Consider the following 14311-nt stretch of genomic DNA (forward strand, 5'->3'; position numbering starts at 1 on the left):
TCAATCCTCGAGTCAGAGTCGGGTAGTTTCAACGCCTGCTCCCCGAAACATGCTTTGGACTTCGCCGTAAAACGGGAGCTTTGCGGCGAGAACAGCGTCGTCAATCTGATAGACGGATAACTCGGGGAAGATTTTCTTAAGGGTAAACAAGGCGGTCGAGGTGAAGCTGTAAAACGCCACGTATGACTCCCGGGAAAGCGCCACTTCAACTTCAATCGGCCAACGCGGGGAAGAACGCAATTCAATAGGCAGATCCACCAGAGCCTGCTCCAGTTCCCGGCGTCGCTCTTTTCGGTGCATGAAGTAGACGATCTTCGCCCCCGGGTGCCGATCAACCACATGTCCCACCTGCGATCGCATCTGCGTGAGGCGATCTTTACCGCCGAACGGCTGCCCGATAAAGCCGACGAGGGGCATGCCACTCTTTGCCCCGGGTTCAGGCTGGAAGGTCCGACGAAACACTGGAAAATCATGGGTCTCGACACCCACCCTGTCGGAACTCTTCAGCGGAAAACAGGTGAAGAAACTGACGCGTTTCGGGATGACACTGTGCAAATGGACCCCGAGTCTGATCAACAACCGACGCTTGCCCGCGGTAATCCTCGAAGCAAGACCTTCGCTGTGAATGGCATGGTAGTACTTTACTGTCGCAAGCCCATCGTCGACGAAAATCAGCTGCTTCCAGCATAGCCCCAGATAGAACGACTCATGAATCCAGCTGGACTGGTTGCCAATAAAGAGAGAATCAATCTGTCGGTCTGACAATCTTCGGAAAACGGATGCAAGGCGGAGATAGAACGTACTTTTTCGGAGATAGACTACCTCGACTCCCCTCCACCCCAGTTTATCCAGCAAGTAGGCCATCTGGACTTCTGTAACCCTGTTATCCGGCCTTGCAATAATCAACAGGCAGGAAGAGTCCGGGCACCTGTAATGGGCTTTGGCTTCAGCGCAGCTGATCAGCTGCAAAGGCGTGCTTGCCACGAAGACATTAGTGGCCATCAGTCTTCACGCATCTTATCCAGCTCTTTACGCAGTCGCCGCCTGACCTTTATTTTTCTTAGAAGATTCAGCGGCTTCCGGCGCAGACCGGCCTTTTTACTGACGAGAAAATCATCAACAGCATCCAGTACCCTGGCACTCGACTGACCATCGCGGAAACTGTGCAAGTCCTCGCACAGCGAGCGGGTCGCTGCCATCAGGTCTTCCGGATATTCCATAGCTGTTTCCAGCGCCGGTTCAACCTCTTCGATTTGCTCAACATCTATGAGGTACGGTCCGGGCATCTTTGTCCTGAAGGTCACCACCGGGCGGTCAAGAAACATGAACTCGAACATGATGGATGAGGTATCGCACAGCATGACGTCTGCCTCGGGAAGGATAGGCAACAGATCTTCATCACTCTCGACAAAGCGAAGATTCTCGCTGGCAAGTTGCCGGTAACGTTCGACGATATCCGGGTCCATCTTCGGATGCAGTGTCACGATAAACTTCCATTGACCACTTCTGGAGAGCTCGCCAATCTTCTCAACCAGAGCCGGTGCAGACGTTACGGACCGGCTGAACGTGGAGGCATAAAACACCACCGGAGGCTCTCCCGGCTGCCGCTCTCTCCTGCCTTTGAGCGGTTGTGACAGGAGCGGATCCAGCTTGGGCCACCCGGTGTGGGAGACCGCAAAATGGCCATGCTTTTCCGCCAGCTCCCCGAACTTGGCTGTGTCCTTTTCCGCGTGTGTGCAGTAAAGATCAAACCAGCCACGGATGCGGTAATGGTCGCTCTCCTCCTCACTGCTGTGGCCTCGCTTGTTCCGCGCCATGCCGTGAAATACTTCGACCTTGATACCCGGGAAAAAGTAAGGCACCCAGTCACCGGGAACGAAGGTAGCGTCAGCTCCGTAATCCATCACTTCCCTGACCGTCCTCAGCCGCCGCTCGTCGGCTTTGAGAGGCGCAGTGGAACAGCCGGCGACAAACCATGCAGCCTCGTCACCACGACGCCTGATCTCGTCCTGCAACGGACGGAGAATCGAGTAGGAATAGGGCTGGTTTACAAAAAAGAGATACCGGCGCATTCAGCTTTTGCCTGTCAGTGATTTGTAGAGCTCTCCGGTCTCACGGACGGTCTGTGAGGTGTGAAAGCGCGTCGCAATCCGATCCTGAGCAGCTTTTCCCATGCGTGCAAGCAGCTCACGATCCCGGTAAAGGCGCTCAATGGCCCCTGACAGGGCTGAGGCATCCTTTTGTGGTACAACGAGGCCGCTGACACCATCTTCAACCAATTCCGGCATCCCGCCTACCCGCGTTACAACAGGAGGCACCGAATAAGCCATCGCTTCAATCACCGCCCGCGGCAACCCCTCACGCTCGATGGAGGGCAGGACAAATACATCGCTGGCTGCGGCAATGCCGGGAGCATCCGACCGGTAGCCCGTGAAATGGATGCGTTCGGGATGGGAGGTGCCCTCTATCTGGGCTCTTAGCTCCTTATTATTGATCACGTCGCCCACAAGCACGAGGTGCAACCTGACATCTTCAGGTAATCTGTCGATGGCGTCGACCAGCACATCAAATCCTTTCCGGGGGCGATCACGCCCAGTGCAACAGACCACGAACTCCCCTTCCGGAACCCCGAATTCCGCCAGATCCGTCGGTTCGTCCTGGTACCAACTCAGGTCATGCCCCTTGTAAATGCGCTGCAGTTTACGCTCGGGAATCTTCATCCACAGAAAGCGGATCTCCGCGAGGTGCTCCCGGATGGCATCCGCCACGCAGACAATCTTGCTTACCCGGGGATGAAGGAAGGTGATCCAGGATTCCGGATTCAGGAAACTGATATTTCCAATAACCCCCCGGTAGGCGACAATCCGGATGTCCATTCCCCTTGAAGCTCTCAACCCGCAAGCGAGCGCACGCGGGTTAAACGCATGAATCACGTCATACCGCTTGCGATGCAACTGCTCACGAATAGCCCCAGTGCCCTCTTTGTCGAACCGGTTTTTCAGGGCAATAGGCTCGGCAACCATTCCCTCGTCAACCAGCCTCTGATAATTCCGGCCCTTCGGGTTACACATAACGTCCACATCGAACCCGGCATTACGCAAACCGATAAACAGCTCGGTTTCAGGGCGGTCACAGGCATCCGTCAGACACAGAATGGCTGGCAGAGCTCGCTTTTGTTGCTGATCGCTCAAGAAGTTTGGCTCCCGTTATATCCGTTCATAAATGAATCCCACACCCTGTCCAGGGCTGACTTACCCGCTACCTTCCGGATCGAACGGGCAAAACGTTCGAGGTTACTGGCCTTCCACTTTTCTGGCGCCTGACCCGGCATGATACGCCCCTTGTCAAAATCAATCAGGAAGTAGGTACCGTCTCTCACCAGAACATTGAAACAATTCAGGTCAGCGTGGCGCACGCCGGCATCATGAAAGCGGCGAACTGTTCCTCCAAGGACTTCCCAGTCAGCGACATCCAGCGTCGGGATCAGGTCAGCCAGGGGAGTTGTATCTGCCAGGCGCTCAATAATAATTGCGGCCTGGTACAGGAACACCGAGCCCTTCCGGTACCACGCCGCAACCGGCGTCGGAACTGGCAGCCCCATGCCGACCAGGCGATTAAGCAGGCGAAACTCGGCAAAAGACCGGACATCCTGCTCGCGGGTGAATACATAACTCTGCTCGGAAATCCGTGCTACAAGACCACCCCGGCGGTACTCGCGCAGTACCACCTGCCCCGTGCCGGTATCGATAAACCACGCTCCGCCACGGCCTCCACTGCTTACCGGCTGCGCCTTTGCCCCCCAGAACCCTGGACGAAACCAGTCGACAGTTACCCGCCCCTTATAGTCGGGATGGACCAACAGTACGGAGCCTTCTTCCCGCAAACAGATTTCGGATTCAGCCATGGTCACCGGGACACCAGAACAGACACGACAACACTCGGCCCGGGCGCCCTTCGGGACCTTCGCCGGCGAGTACGATAGAATGGCCGCCAGTTTATCAATGATTACCGGCAAAGCTCCACAAACCCGCTGCCCGAACGCTTAACGGATTGTTACCTGATGAAGTCTATCTGCATTCTCCGCCTGTCTGCTATTGGCGATGTCACCCATGTAATTCCGGTGGTACTAAGCCTCCAGGAACAAGTACCGGGCGTAAAAATCACCTGGGTGATCGGAAAGATCGAAGCCAAACTGATCGGCGACCTGCCAGGAGTCGAGTTCATCATCTTTGACAAGAAAGCGGGGCGGGCAGGCTACGCGGATCTGCGCAGACAAATGAAGGGGCGCAGGTTTGATGCCTTGCTGCACATGCAGGTGGCATTCCGCGCCAACCTCGCATCCGCCTGTATCCCTGCGAAAATCCGGGTCGGTTACGACAAGGCCCGGAGCAAGGATCTTCATAGTCTTTTCGTCAACCGTCGGATTGCACCGGCGGCACAACAGCATGTCAGGGACTGCCTTGCCAGCTTCCTCGAGCCCTTGGGACTCGAAGCAGCACCGCCCCGCTGGACTATTCCCCTGAGCAGTTCGGACCATGATTTTGCCAAAGAGCACCTGGCCAACGATCGGAGGAACCTGGTCATCAGTCCTTGTGCCAGCCATACATTGCGCAACTGGCCGGCAGAGCGTTACGCACAACTTGCCGATTATGCAATTCGACAGCACGGGTTGAATGTCATCCTGGTGGGAAGTCCGGCTCCTTTCGAGCTTGAGTACTGCGCCGCCATAGAGTCAGCAATGGAAGAAAATCCCCACAATATCTGCGGCAAGGATACCCTCAAACAACTGACGGCGCTGATGACCCATGCCGACCTGGTCATCGCGCCGGACACTGGCCCGGCGCACATCGCGAGCGCCGTCGGCACTGATGTAATCGGGCTGTTCGCGGCGAGCAACCCCAACCGCTCAGGGCCTTATAACTCTATCCGGTGGTGTGTAAACCGTTATCCCGAGGCACTCCAGAAGTTCACGGGCAAAACCGTTGACGAGGCGCGCTGGGGGGCCAAGGCTGAATTCGAGGGGGCGATGGAGCTGGTGACAGTGCAGGATGTTACCGAGATGCTGGATCGTTGGGTCAGTGTGAACATGGAGTCAGATGAAAGCGTTCATCTGACCCCGTCTTCCTGACCCTGGCTTTGAACAAGGGGTCAGAAGAAAGCTTTCTTCTGACCCCGGCGTCTCCGCCGCCAACTTTCCGGGTTACCGTTATTTCCGAGCGGTGTAGTCCTGGTAGGACTTCTCTTCCACGAAACGGGAGCCCAATGCCAGGTTGACTTCTTTCTTGATGGCCGCGCGCTTGTCGTTGGTTACGTAGACGGCGCGGGCCAGCTCGATAAAGCGGGGGCCGAAGTCCTGCGCGGCTTCCTGATCCCGGATGTCATCCTCAATCACCCAGAGCTCTTCGTTCACAGCTTTGAGCTGCTTGCGAAGATCTTCGATAGCACTTTGATCCTTGACTGCCTCGTTCCAGGTTTCGGTCAGCTCGTCGAGCTCGAGGCGCACATTTTTCAGCTTCGCCTCATCCTTGATTCGCTCGGACTTGATTTCGAGGATGGTGATTTTGTCGAGTACCTCACCAAAGGATACCGGTACCTTGATTACATCTGCCATTTGCTCGTCCTGAAAGAAAGTGTTTCTGAATATACAAGAAAGCCGCCGGCTGATTCACAGATCCGGCGGCTATCGATTTTTCTGATAAATCAGCCTTTGACCAGCGTCAGCCAGTCACCGTGCTCGGGCAGCTTGCCCTTCACGGCATCAAAGTAACGTGACTGCAGTTGCTCGGTCACCGGACCGCGCTTGCCTTCACCAATGATACGACCATCCAGTTCCCGGATGGGCAGCACCTCTGCTGCGGTGCCTGTGAAGAATGCTTCCTCTGCCACATACACCTCGTCCCGGGTGATGCGGCGTTCTTTCACCTGCAACCCCATGTCCCTGGCGAAGTCGATGATCGTGGCACGGGTGATGCCCTCGAGGCAGGAGGTCAGCTCAGGGGTGTGCAGCACGCCATCACGGACGATGAAGATGTTCTCCCCGGAGCCTTCCGCAACATACCCCTCGTTATCCAGCAACAGGGCTTCCTCGGCACCGCCGGAGATGGCCTCATTCAACGCCAGCATGGAGTTGATGTAGTTGCCGTTCGCCTTGGCCTTGCACATGGTGATGTTGACGTGGTGACGGGTATAGGAGGAGGTACGCACCTTGATGCCGATCTCCTTCGCCTCCGGAGACATGTAGGACGGCCAGCTCCAGGCGGCAACCATGATATGAACTTTCAGGTTGTCGGCGCGCAGCCCCATACCTTCGGAGCCCAGGAACACCATCGGGCGGATGTAAGCTTCGTCGAGGTTGTTTTCACGTACCGCCGCGCGCTGGGCCTCGTTAACCTCATCCTTGGTGAACGGCATTTTCATGTTCAGGATGTGGGCCGAGCGGAACAGGCGGTCGGTATGCTCTTTCAGGCGGAAAATCGCCGGGCCGTTCGCGGTGTTGTAGGCTCGCACGCCTTCAAAACAGCCAAGGCCATAATGCAGGGTGTGAGTCAGGACGTGGGTTTTGGCTTCCCGCCAGGGAACCATTTCACCGTCGAGCCAGATAAGGCCATCGCGATCAGCCATCGACATTGTTTTCTGCTCCTAAAAAAGCGGTTTTCGGGGAGTCGGCATTCTAGCAGGAAAACTCAGGGAAAATAAATTTAGCTTACTAATTAAGCATCACTTTTTTCCACATACTTTGGATGTAGTCACGCTCTTCCGGGAACGCACTCCCCTCCACCTGGCTATTCAGGTTCTGCAGGGCGCGGCGATGGATGGTCGAACGCAGGGTTATGAAGGTCTCCCTCAGCTTTTCCGTGTCCTCTACCGGCAACACACCGGCCCGCCCCAGCTCTTCCATCTGGCGGATATTGTCAGACCACTGGGTCAGTTCGGGGTGGTCGGAACACCACGCCAACATCAGGTACTGCACCATGAATTCGATGTCGACAATGCCGCCGGAGTCGTGCTTGATATGAAACACCTCGGAGCGCCTGCTCTCCGGTGTACCCAGGCTTGCCCGCATTTTCTCCCGCATCTCCACCACTTCTTCCCGGAGTTTCGACCGGTCGCGCTGCTGGCAGAGAATGTCATGGCGGATGGCCTCGAAAGCCTCCAGAGTCTCCGTGCAGCCGGCCACGCCACGGGCCCGGGCGAGGGCCTGGTGCTCCCAGGTCCAGGCATCGTTGCGCTGGTACTTCTCGAAGGCGCTCAAGGTCGTCACCAGGAGCCCGGAATTGCCAGAGGGCCGCAGCCTCATATCCACCTCGTACAGCTGCCCCGAGGGGGTCTGGGTGCTGAGGATATGCACGATTCTCTGGCCAAGGCGGGTGAAGAACACCGCGTTATCAATGGGCTTTTCACCATCGGTGGACTGTTCCGGATCGGCTTTGTGTACGAATACCAGATCCAGGTCCGATGTATACCCCAGCTCGATTCCACCCAGCTTGCCGTAGCCGATGATGGCGAAATCGGTCTCACAGGCGGAGCCGTCTGCCCGCCGCGGATACCCATGGCGGCTGACCAGGTTGGCGAAGGCCACATCCACCACATGATCCAGCACCACCTCGGCGATCCAGGTCAGGTAATCGCTCACCTTCATCAATGGCAGGGTACCTTTGAGCTCCGAAGCAGCCACCCGGAGGATATGCGCCTTCTTGAAATGGCGCAGGGACTCCATCTGCTCTTCGAGATCCTCATACGGAATCCGCAGCATCTGCTGGCGCAGATCATCCTGGAGCTCTTCCTTGGCTGGAGGCGTGTACAGGCTCTCTGCATTGAGCAGTTCATCCAGCAGTAACGGCGTCTCCGCCAGCTGTTGCGCCACCCAGGGGCTTTCGCTGCACAGGCGGACCAGCTGGGTGCGGGCGCCGGGATTTTCCAGCAGCAGAACCATGTAGGCGGTACGTCGCAGGATTGCGCTGACCAGCTGCAACACCCGGGACAATGTCTGCGAAGGATTCTCCACTTCGGTCAGGGCATCCAGTAGCACGGGCATGAACTGGTTGAGGCGTTTCCGGCCCTGAGTCTGGAGGGTCTCGACGGTTCGGCTATCCCGAAGCTCTGTCAGCTCACGACAACTCCCCTCGGGGTTTTCATAACCCTGCTCTTCGAGCCAGTCCCGGGCGCTCTCATCGTCCATCTCCGCCAGCCAGATTTCCTGCCATTCCTCGGCGAGCTCCGACTCTCCGGCCTCTTCTTCCTCTTCGGTGGCAATGATGTTGGCAAAATGGGTAGCAACCCGCTCACGGTGCTCGTCCAGAACCGTCTGGCACTCGCCCCAGGAATCAAAGCCCATGATCAGGGCAACACGTGCACGATTCAGATCATCCTCCGGCAGGGTTTGAGTCTGCTTGTCCTCGATACCCTGTAAGGCGTGCTCGAGATTCCTCAGGAATATGTAGGCCTCCCGTAATTCACTGACGACCCCGGAAGGCAGAAGCTCGAGGGCTTCCAGCTCTTTCAGAATCGTCAGCAGCTCCCGCTGCTGCAGTTCCCGATCCCTGCCACCCCGGATCAGCTGGAAGGCCTGGACCACGAACTCGATTTCCCGGATGCCACCGCTGCCCAGCTTGATGTTGTTTTCCAGGCCCTTGCGACGCACCTCCCGGCTGATCATGGCCTTCATGCTGCGCAGGGATTCGAAGGCGCTGAAGTCGATGTACTTGCGATAGACGAACGGGCGCAAGCTGTCCATCAACACCTGCCCCGCCTCCTGGTCGCCGGCAACCACCCGGGACTTCACCATGGCGTAGCGTTCCCAGTCCCGACCCTGGTCCTGGTAGTAGGTTTCCAGTGCCGCAAAGCTCAGCGCCAGGGCTCCGCTCTGTCCGTAGGGACGCAACCGCATGTCCACCCGGAAGACAAAGCCGTCCGCCGTTATCTGGTCCAGGGCCTGGATCAGGCGCTGACCCAGGCGAATGAAGAATTGCTGATTATCCAGCGAACGCCGGCCACCGCGGGTTTCGCCTTTGCCGGGAAACGCGAAGATCAGGTCGATGTCCGAAGATACATTGAGTTCGCGACCGCCGAGCTTGCCCATGCCGATCACAACCAGGGGCTGGGGAGCCTCCTCGCCGGTGACGGGGTCCTCGCCATAAGGGGTGCCAAACTGCTCGCAGGAGTCTTGATAAAGCCAGCCCAGGGCGCCGTCGATACAGGTGTCCGCAAACGCGCTGGCCGCTGCCATGGTTTCGGCCAGATCTGCCCACCGAAGCAGGTCACGCCAGATGATGCGGAACTGGATTTCCCGCCGGAACCGCCGCAGGGCCGCATGGAGCGCCGGCTCTCCATCGACTCGCTCAAGGTATTCCTGCCAGCGTTTTGCCAGGTATTCCGGTGTTGTTGGTTCGGAGAGATGGCGGGATGTCACCGCTTGCCTGACCTGATCCGCATGCCGCTCGAGGGTCTGACGCAGGAAAAGACTGCGACCAACCGCATCGGCAACCACGGAATCCGGGACCGCCTCATCCTCAACCAGCCAGCCCGGCACTCCCTCCGGGAAAACCGATTCCCAGCATTCGGCGACCTCTTCGGCGATTGGTGACGGCAAGGCACTCCATGGCGCGGACATAATGCAAACCCCTGTCTCTCTGTTATATTTTCGGTACTGTATACCGTACTCACCCACGACTGAACAGGCCCGTCCACCGAATGCTGCCACTCAGACGCTCCCTCAATCCGGAGCATGCCGAGACTCACCTGCCCATGGGGCGCATTATCCGGTCGCGGATGAAACGGCTTTTCCTGATTCTGATCGCCATGATCACACTGCAGATTCTGATCATCTGGGCGGCAGAAGATCTGGACCTGTTCGAAGCCATCTGGCTCACCCTCACCACGGCAACAACCGTCGGCTATGGGGACTTCTCCCCGAAGACGCCGGCGGGACGAATAAGCACCATGCTGATCATGTTCGTGGGCGTGATCACCATGCTCACCATTATTATCAGTGATTTCATCGAATACCGTTTCTATCGGCGGGAACGAATCATACAAGGGCGCTGGGTTTACAAAATGAAAGAGCACATTGTCATCATCAATACACCCCAAACCGGGGGCGCGCAGTATTTCATGCGCTTTGCCTCCCAGGTACGCGCTATCCCGGGGTATGAAACCATTCCGATCATGCTGGTAACTCGCCAGTTTCCCTCCGGACTGCCCTCCGAGCTGTCCGACTGCGGCGTGGTGCATTATCACGGCTCCGGCAGTGATCCGGAAGCACTGAAGGCCGCCCATGCCGGCAGCGCCAGGCACATCATCGTGCTGGCGGCGGATGAGGCGGACCCGACCTCCGACAGCCTGACGTTCGACATCGCACACCGCCTGTCAGAGTCCAACCTTGGGGGGCGAACGACGGTGGAGTGCGTCAGCGACCGCAACCGGGAACGGTTCAAGGCCCTGGGCATCCGGACCATCATCCGACCGGTGCGTACCTACCCGGAGATCATGGTGCGGGCCGTGGTCGCTCCTGGCTCCGAAAAGGTGCTGGAAGATCTGTTCAACTACGAACGGGACCACCCTCACCGTTATGACCTCGAGCTGGACGATCTCACCTGGGCAGACATCGTCAGTGCACTGGTTCGCCACGGCATTGGCACTGCCCTGGCCTACATTGACCACGACGATGAAGTGGTCTGTCACCCACCAACCAACGAGGAAGTCGAAGGCAAGGGACTGATCGTGCTGGTGAAGTCCACCGACACGCCGAGTGTCGAGGTGGTGGAAGAGGCGCTGGGCCGTTACCGCGAATTCCTCAAGCAGTGGCGGGGCATGCATAACAACGACAAACCCGATACCGCAGAGCACAGCAGCTGATGTCTTATCTGGAACCCGAATTCTATCAGCCTCTGTTTGAAGCGATCACAAGCGACGATGAAGCTCAGATTCGGGCGGCTGCCGCCACTTTCAACGCAGCCGACCTTGCTGAATTTGCTGAAGAGCATCCCGGCCACGATGAAGGGGTCCGACTGCTCAGAGCCCTGCCCAGAGAGCAGGGCGCCAAGGTGTTCGGTTACATAGGTCCGACCATCCAGGCGGCGATTGCAGATCAGCTCCCCACCCCGGATCTGGCGGAACTGGTCACGGCCATGTCTTCCGACGAACGGGCCGATTTCTTCAATATTCTGACTGAGGACCGCCAGCATACCCTGTTCCAGTCACTGGCCAGCAAGGAACGGGAAGACCTGCGGCGGCTGGCAAGTTTTGAAGAAGGCACCGCCGGCGCCCTGATGAGCTCGGAATATGCCGTCATCCACACCGGCATGTCCGCCAGCGAAGCCATCAACCTGCTCAGGAATACCGCACCGGACAAGGAGACCATCTACCACGCCTACGTCATCGACAGCGACCAGAAGCTGGTGGGTGCGGTTTCCCTGAGAAATCTGATTACCGCCATGCCCGGCACCCCGGTCGATAAACTGATCGCCACCGGCCTGGTAACGGCCAGAACGGACACCCCACAGGAAGAAGTCGCCAGGCTGATTGCCCGGTACGACCTGCTGGCTCTCCCCATTCTGGATCACGACGAACGGTTGGTGGGTATTGTCACCTACGACGACGCCATGGATGTCGCCGAAGCGGAGGCAACCGAAGATATCCACAAGGGGGCAACGGTCGGCAAGCTGGATACCAAACTGAAAAATGCCACAGCCTTTTCCCTGTATCGCTCCAGGGTACACTGGCTGGTGATCCTGGTGTTTGCCAATATCTTTACCGGCGCCGGCATTGCCTATTTCGAGGAAACCATCTCCGAGCACATCGCCCTGCTCTTCTTCATGCCGCTACTGGTGGCAAGTGCTGGCAATGCGGGTGCCCAATCCGCCACGCTAATGGTTCGGGGCATGGCCACGGGCGATGTGTCCGTTGCGGACTGGGGCCGCCTTCTTGGCAAGGAAACCCTGGTAGCCGGCGCCCTTGGCGTTACCATGGCCGTGGCTGTCATGGTGGTGGGGTTTATGCGGGCAGGTCCTGAAATTGCCGCGGTGGTCGCCATTACCATGATCACCGTCGTCATGATCGGAAGCCTGATCGGCATGCTCCTGCCGTTCCTGCTGGACAAACTCAAGATTGACCCCGCCACGGCGAGCATGCCCCTGATTACCACCATTGCGGACGTCAGCGGCGTGCTCATCTACTTCAGTGTTGCTACTGCCCTGCTGGGGCTCAGCTGACAGAGGCCAGAGCAAGCTGCAGCTCACCCAGTCGCGGGAGGTGCCGGACAAGCTCCGGTACCGATTTACCTGAAGCCATTTCCTGCCGCAGCTCTTGCCAGAGCCCCTCAACTTTCGTCTCTACCGCAGCATGATGTACCTGTGATAAAGCCGACTCTGAAAACCCGATGGAAGTTCCGATAAGCCAACCCAAACTCAACTGATACAGGAATTCCGTAACCGAAAGCTCATGGTCAGCCTGCACACGCTCCGGCCGGTAGAGTCCCGCCAAAAAATACCCCTGCTCGGCCTTGCTGACCAGGTTGAGAAAAACCGGCACCTGCCCCGCCAGCTCTCTGGCCAACTGCATCAGGACGTCCGCATTGCCAGCCTTGAGCTCGAACTCCACTTCGTTCAGGGCCACCGATTGATCACCACTGACTACCGTTCCCGAGTCCAGCACCACTTCCACCTCGGCCCCATTCTGCCGGATCATCCAGATACGGCGCTGAAAATTGGTTTCAAACACGACCTCAAGTTCAGCCAGGTTGACCCGATCAGCCAATGGTGTGTCCGCCAGCAGCCCGAGGCTCAGGTCCGGTCCCGGCAGCGGCCACTCCCACTCCTGCCGACGGTGGGCACCATTGACGAATTCCCCGCGGGTCTTGAGGGTCTGGATGGACTTGTCGCCGGCCTGACGGACTCTCAGGGCGGCCTTTTGCCGATTCAGGTCGGCCGCTGGCGTATCGAAATAGCGGTTGATCAGTGATTTTTCACCAACATATTCAGCGGTCGCGTCATTGGACAGCCAGGCCTCAACCTTTTGCTGGTCCGCCTCTGCAACCGTCAACTTGATCTCGAGTTCTTCTGCCATTTCCAGTTTCCTGTCAGGTTTTGCCTGAGCATACATAAAAAAACCGGCGACCCGAAGGTCACCGGTTTTTGACTACTTGATTAGCTGGTTAGCTGATCAGAAGTAGTATACACCACCGATTGCAGCGATGGACTGCTCGTCACCAGCGCCACCTTCCAGCACGAACTCGTTGTTGTCAGAGCCGTACAGGTAGCCTTCGAAGTAGACGTACATGTTGTCGGAGACGTTGTGCAGGGCCTGCAGGGCAACGACGTCTTTCTGATCACCGTTGGTTGCATCCGGAGCATCAGACTCAACCAGCTGGTAAGACAGGGAGAACTGGTTGGCACCCAGCGCGTACACACCGATCACGCCGTACTCGTCACCAACGTCCTTGCGGGTCTGGTATTCACCAGTCAGGCTGAAATCACCCATGGCGTAGGTAGCACGTACACCGTAAGTGTTTTCGTTATTGAAGGATGGATCATTGCTGGAGTAGGAGGTATTCCCGTCGTTTGAGTCCATCGCTACAGCGAGCTCGAGCGCATCGATGCTGTACATAGCGGCCACCTGGTACGGGTAGGACTTGCCGTTGTTATCTGCATCGCCGTCGCCGTTAACCTGAACAGCTGCACCCAGCTTCAGGCCGCCAAAGGACGGAGACAAGTACTGAACCAGGTCACCTTCGCCGGTGTCGTAGCTACCGCCAATACCAGTACCTACTTCGTGGAAGTTCACGATCTTGTCGATGGCGCTCTCGTACATGGAGTCGTCGGAACCAACCCAGACCTGACCAAAGCTGTCGCCCTTCACACCGATGTAGGCCTCGTCCAGCTTGTCGATACCGCTGCTGGCAGCTTTATCGTCAGCGTTGATGCCTTCCAGTTCCATTTTCAGGAAACCGGTGATGCCCGGTGCAATCTCGTGGTCGTGCTTCACACCCAGAGTAGTACCGTTGTCGAAGTGATCTACAGTAGAACCACCACCGTCAACATTGGTGTGGGTGATTGCGTACTGAATGTTGCCGTAAACGGTCGGCAGGTTGCTTTCCTGGGCTGCAACAGCGCCAGAGAAAGTAGCTGCTGCAATAGCAGATGCGATGAGCGTCTTTTTCATGTTGCGTCTTCCTTTTTGAGTTAACTCAGGTTTTAGCGACGGGTACTGATCCCGATTTTTTTAAGGCATTACCAGCCAGGCTGGATGTGCCGGATTCTCCATTATCTCCATGTCATTTTTATGACATCCAGATAACTTTTCTTCTTTTTTTGAA

12 protein-coding genes are annotated in these 14311 nt (G+C 57.3%); 3 read left to right on the plus strand and 9 right to left on the minus strand.

All coding sequences use genetic code 11. From position 1 onward, the window contains the following. Nucleotides 1-12: 12 nt before the first annotated feature. Genes ACQUTG_RS16430 through ACQUTG_RS16445 form a run of 4 tightly spaced genes read right to left on the minus strand, consistent with a single transcriptional unit; the run spans nt 13 to nt 3904 of the window. The gene (locus ACQUTG_RS16430) at nt 13-1002 is read right to left on the minus strand and encodes a hypothetical protein (RefSeq protein WP_428920441.1); all 990 of its coding nucleotides are present in this window, start codon (nt 1000-1002) and stop codon (nt 13-15) included. Next, nucleotides 1002-2072, minus strand: coding sequence for a CDP-glycerol glycerophosphotransferase family protein (locus ACQUTG_RS16435; RefSeq protein ID WP_428920442.1), 1071 nt, complete (start codon nt 2070-2072; stop codon nt 1002-1004). Before ACQUTG_RS16435 ends, ACQUTG_RS16430 begins: the two co-directional genes overlap by 1 nt. Continuing rightward, complete coding sequence (locus ACQUTG_RS16440; protein WP_428920443.1) at nt 2073-3191, minus strand: glycosyltransferase family 4 protein; 1119 nt, start codon at nt 3189-3191, stop codon at nt 2073-2075. It abuts the gene before it with no gap. Continuing rightward, on the minus strand, nt 3188-3904 hold the full coding sequence (locus tag ACQUTG_RS16445; protein WP_428920444.1) for a 3-deoxy-D-manno-octulosonic acid kinase: 717 nt from the start codon (nt 3902-3904) through the stop codon (nt 3188-3190). The genes ACQUTG_RS16440 and ACQUTG_RS16445 overlap by 4 nt, the downstream gene beginning before the upstream one ends. Before the next feature lie 156 nt (nt 3905-4060). On the opposite strand from ACQUTG_RS16445, the gene ACQUTG_RS16450 reads away from it, so the two are divergent. Beyond that, the gene (locus ACQUTG_RS16450) at nt 4061-5128 is read left to right on the plus strand and encodes a glycosyltransferase family 9 protein (RefSeq protein WP_428920445.1); all 1068 of its coding nucleotides are present in this window, start codon (nt 4061-4063) and stop codon (nt 5126-5128) included. 78 nt (nt 5129-5206) lie between these two features. Here ACQUTG_RS16450 and ACQUTG_RS16455 read toward each other — a convergent pair whose 3' ends face one another. From ACQUTG_RS16455 to glnE, 3 genes are all read right to left on the minus strand, one after another. Beyond that, nucleotides 5207-5611, minus strand: a complete 405-nt coding sequence (locus ACQUTG_RS16455) for a DUF6165 family protein (protein WP_372987431.1) — start codon at nt 5609-5611, stop codon at nt 5207-5209. Between the two features lie 89 nt (nt 5612-5700). Beyond that, nucleotides 5701-6627: a branched-chain amino acid transaminase gene (locus tag ACQUTG_RS16460; protein ID WP_428920446.1), complete on the minus strand. Its 927-nt coding sequence runs from the start codon at nt 6625-6627 to the stop codon at nt 5701-5703. A 79-nt stretch (nt 6628-6706) separates the two neighbouring features. Continuing rightward, a complete protein-coding gene (gene glnE, locus ACQUTG_RS16465; RefSeq protein WP_428920447.1) occupies nt 6707-9610 on the minus strand; it encodes a bifunctional [glutamate--ammonia ligase]-adenylyl-L-tyrosine phosphorylase/[glutamate--ammonia-ligase] adenylyltransferase in 2904 nt (967 codons plus the stop codon). Between the two features lie 80 nt (nt 9611-9690). Between glnE and ACQUTG_RS16470 the strand changes: the two genes are divergently transcribed. Both ACQUTG_RS16470 and mgtE read left to right on the plus strand, forming a co-directional pair. After that, a complete protein-coding gene (locus ACQUTG_RS16470; protein ID WP_428920448.1) occupies nt 9691-10854 on the plus strand; it encodes a potassium channel family protein in 1164 nt (387 codons plus the stop codon). After that, nucleotides 10854-12209 carry a magnesium transporter gene (mgtE, locus tag ACQUTG_RS16475; RefSeq protein ID WP_428920449.1) on the plus strand — a complete coding sequence of 452 codons (1356 nt, stop codon included), beginning with the start codon at nt 10854-10856 and terminating at the stop codon, nt 12207-12209. The genes ACQUTG_RS16470 and mgtE overlap by 1 nt, the downstream gene beginning before the upstream one ends. On the opposite strand, the gene ACQUTG_RS16480 is transcribed toward mgtE, so the two are convergent. Both ACQUTG_RS16480 and ACQUTG_RS16485 read right to left on the minus strand, forming a co-directional pair. Then, nucleotides 12202-13062, minus strand: a complete 861-nt coding sequence (locus ACQUTG_RS16480; RefSeq protein WP_428920450.1) for a CYTH domain-containing protein — start codon at nt 13060-13062, stop codon at nt 12202-12204. The genes mgtE and ACQUTG_RS16480 overlap by 8 nt on opposite strands. A gap of 96 nt (nt 13063-13158) precedes the next feature. Next, nucleotides 13159-14157 carry a porin gene (locus tag ACQUTG_RS16485; RefSeq protein ID WP_428920451.1) on the minus strand — a complete coding sequence of 333 codons (999 nt, stop codon included), beginning with the start codon at nt 14155-14157 and terminating at the stop codon, nt 13159-13161. Nucleotides 14158-14311: the final 154 nt, after the last annotated feature.

Source organism: Marinobacter sp. DUT-1 (assembly GCF_050379415.1).
In the GTDB taxonomy this organism is placed as follows: domain Bacteria; phylum Pseudomonadota; class Gammaproteobacteria; order Pseudomonadales; family Oleiphilaceae; genus Marinobacter.

What these genes read in the sequence shown, in the direction of transcription:
- ACQUTG_RS16430 (WP_428920441.1), bottom strand. Translation starts at nt 1,002, where the DNA reads ATGGCCACTAATGTCTTCGTGGCAAGCACGCCTTTGCAGCTGATCAGC.
- ACQUTG_RS16435 (WP_428920442.1), bottom strand. Translation starts at nt 2,072, where the DNA reads ATGCGCCGGTATCTCTTTTTTGTAAACCAGCCCTATTCCTACTCGATT.
- ACQUTG_RS16445 (WP_428920444.1), bottom strand. Translation starts at nt 3,904, where the DNA reads ATGGCTGAATCCGAAATCTGTTTGCGGGAAGAAGGCTCCGTACTGTTG.
- ACQUTG_RS16450 (WP_428920445.1), top strand. Translation starts at nt 4,061, where the DNA reads ATGAAGTCTATCTGCATTCTCCGCCTGTCTGCTATTGGCGATGTCACC.
- ACQUTG_RS16455 (WP_372987431.1), bottom strand. Translation starts at nt 5,611, where the DNA reads ATGGCAGATGTAATCAAGGTACCGGTATCCTTTGGTGAGGTACTCGAC.
- ACQUTG_RS16460 (WP_428920446.1), bottom strand. Translation starts at nt 6,627, where the DNA reads ATGTCGATGGCTGATCGCGATGGCCTTATCTGGCTCGACGGTGAAATG.
- glnE (WP_428920447.1), bottom strand. Translation starts at nt 9,610, where the DNA reads ATGTCCGCGCCATGGAGTGCCTTGCCGTCACCAATCGCCGAAGAGGTC.
- ACQUTG_RS16470 (WP_428920448.1), top strand. Translation starts at nt 9,691, where the DNA reads ATGCTGCCACTCAGACGCTCCCTCAATCCGGAGCATGCCGAGACTCAC.
- mgtE (WP_428920449.1), top strand. Translation starts at nt 10,854, where the DNA reads ATGTCTTATCTGGAACCCGAATTCTATCAGCCTCTGTTTGAAGCGATC.
- ACQUTG_RS16480 (WP_428920450.1), bottom strand. Translation starts at nt 13,062, where the DNA reads ATGGCAGAAGAACTCGAGATCAAGTTGACGGTTGCAGAGGCGGACCAG.
- ACQUTG_RS16485 (WP_428920451.1), bottom strand. Translation starts at nt 14,157, where the DNA reads ATGAAAAAGACGCTCATCGCATCTGCTATTGCAGCAGCTACTTTCTCT.